Here is a 3,403-nt window from a genome sequence, read left to right on the forward strand (position 1 = left end):
TTTGCAAGTTTGAGCGCATCACGTTTATCGCTGAGTATTTTACCTAAATGAACTGACTTAGTGCCGCGCTGGTCTTCGTTATAAGCGACTTTAGTAAATGTTTTATGGGTATCTAAGCCAATGAACAGTATGTTATGTTTTATCATGCTAGCCTCTGTTTTATATTGTTGACAGATATATTATGGCTCTGGTTTGTAAAACTAACCCACGTTCATAGGCTAGCACCTTGTGGGGAGTCATTGTGTCTATATGCCTAAAGGGATTTTGTGTTTACATTTCTATATTTACTTTCAAATTTAGTTGGATATTTTTTTAGCTTCAATTTTATTCTGAATAGGCTAAAAGTTAGCGAGCAACGAAGAAAGAGAGCGACTTATTTAAGCTTGTTATTACTAGGCATTCAATTAGTTAGCTCTACTTTATGTGAGCTGGTTGCTCTTGACGATTTAGCGGCATTGTTATTAACTATTATTATATTTTTAGCTGTCATACGAAAGTTTCTAAAGTTAACTGTTTGGCAAACTGTATTAATTCCCATAGTTGTACCAATAATTGGGCAACTTTGTTTTGTTATCGTATTTGCTTTAAGTATCAAAGTTTTCGGGCCAATTACGGTGTAGTCGGCATATAACAAGTCATTAAAGCAGGAAAATTTACAGTTAGCAGTTTCGATATTTTCGGTGCATTTAATTAAATTAAGGAGAGTAAAATGAATGGAAGTGAAATCTTGGCTCAAGGTGGTCAATATGCAGTAGGGTTAGGAACTCTAGCATTATTGAACGCTGGTTTGGCTCAAAGTGAAAATAGAAGTGGATTACTTTGGTTTTTTATTTCTTTACCCTTAGGCCCAATTGCAACTTTCTTGCTCGTCTTCTTGGACAAACAACCAGAAATTGAGCAACAGTAAAAACTGCTAACAATGCGTTCAAACGGAGAAAAAATTGAAAATTCGAGTTTTAATAATTACTTTATCTTTGCTTTCCGTCTGTTTAAGCGCATTGGCTAGTGCGGCGGATAACAAAGTAGAGCTAGAGGTGTTGGTAAGCAACTACGAAGAGCTAGCAGTAGATGCCAAAAATTGTACAGATTCACGCAATCAGAAATCGGCACCATGTACTCGGTTTATTGAAATATTCAATAACGGGGAAATTAACAATATAATTAAATCATTTGGCAATAATGTGAGTCGCTATTTGAGTATCGATCAAGAACTGACACTTAGGGGGGTTACCGCAGTAGGACACGTTGCTGATACCTTAGGGTTTCTATTCGAAAAACAAACTCAAAAATTGCAAAAACGAACATAACAAACAAATTATGGCTGGGACGCTAAACAGCCGCGCCCCATATTTGAAGCGTTAAGTGACATACAAGGATTTAGTATGAATTTAGATGATCGTATTATCAATTTTTATCGTGCCGGTATTGGATTGGCTACATCAGCGATTTGTTTAGCATTTTTAGCTCTAATTGGCTTTTTACTTATCAATAGAACCGCACTATTTTCAATTCAGGCTGCGGGAATCATTATTTTTTTTCTGCTTCTGGCTGTTTGGTTTGGAAAGCTTAGCTATCAACTTATTTTCCAAGCATCAAAGGAACACACATCTCTGTTTTCTCCAACGTCAATCATCGCAATATTTTCACTCGTTGGCTTGGGCGCTTTATCTGGTATTGTATTTAGATTCTCAACGGGTGATTTAGAAAACGGCTTCCTTAGTGTCTTAATTTTATTAATGCTGTTCCCTATTGGCCATTTTTGTTGGAAACACGCAAAAAAATAGCAGCGTGAATGTCACCTAACAAGTGCTTAAATGGAAAAATAACAGTAGGCCATCGCTTCGCGATTATAGCCAACCATTATTTTCCGCTTCTTAAGGCATTAGGTGTAATCGCCACTTCGTTTTAATTGTTTAAAGTATTTGCCAATTTAATCTAGTGTTTGTATTTTCTAAATATGGTTTTGGAGTGTTTCGCCAAGCCTACGTCATTTAAGCCAATATAGTCTTCGGGCATTACCAAAAACAAAATGTCCTTGCGAATTGGCTTTTCATTGTTTGGTGTTGCGGCTCAAAATCTAGCAGTTGTGTTTATTAAGTGGCGAATGTTATATTATTGTTAGAGTTTGGTTTAAGTTATTGTATTTACAAAGCTGTTCACCTAACAAGCAACTCAAGACGGAAACAAACAGTTGGCTGTGTTCGTACCTCGCAAATTATAGCCAACTATTTTTAGCCGCTTAGTAGGGCGTTAGGCTTACAAGGAAGTGTCATGCAATATCGAAAAAAATTAGTCATATTATTATTCGTGTTATTTTCAGTGAATTCATTTGCTGGTGATAAAAAAATAAAAATTGGAGTCACTTGGGACTATACTGCAAGCGGTTTCTTTTCTCCTGAAGTTGATGAACTAATTGTTAATAAAGTCATTGCCAATTCACCTGCAGAAAAAGCAGGATTAAAGGTCGGGGATAAAGTTTTATCTCTCGAAGGTTGCAATATTCCCGGATGCCCGGCTTCAAAAGTAAAAGGCTATTTAAAATCTGATTCAGGCACAGAACTTCACCTCGTTATAGAAAACAATAAAGGCGTAGTTGAAAACCTCATGATTACAGTGGGTTAAAGCCTAACAAGAATTTCAAGTAGGACAAAATGCAGTTGGCTTTTTGTTCACTCCGCTCACCTATTTTAGCCAACTATATTTGCCTCTTAAATCGGCGTTATATGACTATGAAGTCATATTCACAAGGAGAGTAATATGAATATTAATGTAGCAATGGTTCCTTATATTTTAATTTTAACGTGTGTTTTGCCTGCTTTATTCGCTATTCGATTAGCAAAGAAGCAAGAACGCTCTTTGTTAATAAGCGGTGTAGTAGCATTCGCACTTGGCTTTACATGGATCGGCGGTTGGATTTATTTAGCAATAATGAATTTTAAAAAACCTGTTCAGGTTGTTGATAAATAGTTATATAACAAGCTATTCAAGTGGGACAATGATCTTCCTCCGATAAAACGGACACCAAAATCTAACTAAAGATAAGGTGTCTTATGCCCAAGTACAACAATACAAGACGAACTTGGAAGTATTCAAACGACTTTAAAGTCAACGCTGTTCAACTAAGTTTTACTGTCGGCGTCACAATCAAATCTGTTGCTGAAACACTCGACATACACCCATTTATGCTGTCACGATGGCGAAAAGAATATCGTGAAGGAATAATTGTGGCTGATAAACGAAAAAAAGTGGCTGGCCAATCAAAAGCCCAAAAAGTACTGACCAAAGAGCAGGAACTAGCACGTGAAAATAAAGAGCTTAAGGAGGAGCTGTTTATTCTAAAAAAGTGGCAACGGTTTCTTGCCGAGGAGCATCAAGCCGATATCGATTCATCGAAAAACTCAGA

General features: G+C 36.6%; 5 protein-coding genes and 2 pseudogenes. 6 read left to right on the forward strand and 1 reads right to left on the reverse strand.

Features of this window, described 5'->3' with window-relative positions:
• Positions 1-146 (reverse strand): annotated as a pseudogene (locus H4J67_RS19570) (IS110 family transposase); the annotation flags it as partial.
• Between the two features lie 563 nt (positions 147-709).
• Between H4J67_RS19570 and H4J67_RS19575 the strand changes: the two are divergent.
• The 6 genes and pseudogenes from H4J67_RS19575 to H4J67_RS19600 form a co-directional block, all read left to right on the forward strand.
• Positions 710-907 carry an antitermination protein NusB gene (locus H4J67_RS19575; protein WP_182204794.1) on the forward strand — a complete coding sequence of 66 codons (198 nt, stop codon included), beginning with the start codon at positions 710-712 and terminating at the stop codon, positions 905-907.
• 34 nt (positions 908-941) lie between these two features.
• The gene (locus H4J67_RS19580; RefSeq protein WP_182171520.1) at positions 942-1,307 is read left to right on the forward strand and encodes a hypothetical protein; all 366 of its coding nucleotides are present in this window, start codon (positions 942-944) and stop codon (positions 1,305-1,307) included.
• Positions 1,308-1,382: 75 nt separating this feature from the next.
• Positions 1,383-1,784 carry a hypothetical protein gene (locus tag H4J67_RS19585; RefSeq protein ID WP_182204795.1) on the forward strand — a complete coding sequence of 134 codons (402 nt, stop codon included), beginning with the start codon at positions 1,383-1,385 and terminating at the stop codon, positions 1,782-1,784.
• A 487-nt stretch (positions 1,785-2,271) separates the two neighbouring features.
• Complete coding sequence (locus H4J67_RS19590) at positions 2,272-2,622, forward strand: PDZ domain-containing protein (protein WP_182171514.1); 351 nt, start codon at positions 2,272-2,274, stop codon at positions 2,620-2,622.
• A gap of 135 nt (positions 2,623-2,757) precedes the next feature.
• On the forward strand, positions 2,758-2,967 hold the full coding sequence (locus tag H4J67_RS19595; RefSeq protein ID WP_182171511.1) for a hypothetical protein: 210 nt from the start codon (positions 2,758-2,760) through the stop codon (positions 2,965-2,967).
• Between the two features lie 83 nt (positions 2,968-3,050).
• Positions 3,051-3,403, forward strand: a pseudogene (locus tag H4J67_RS19600) (transposase); the annotation flags it as partial.

Source organism: Colwellia sp. BRX10-4 (assembly GCF_014077465.1).
Classification (GTDB): Bacteria; Pseudomonadota; Gammaproteobacteria; order Enterobacterales; family Alteromonadaceae; genus Colwellia_A.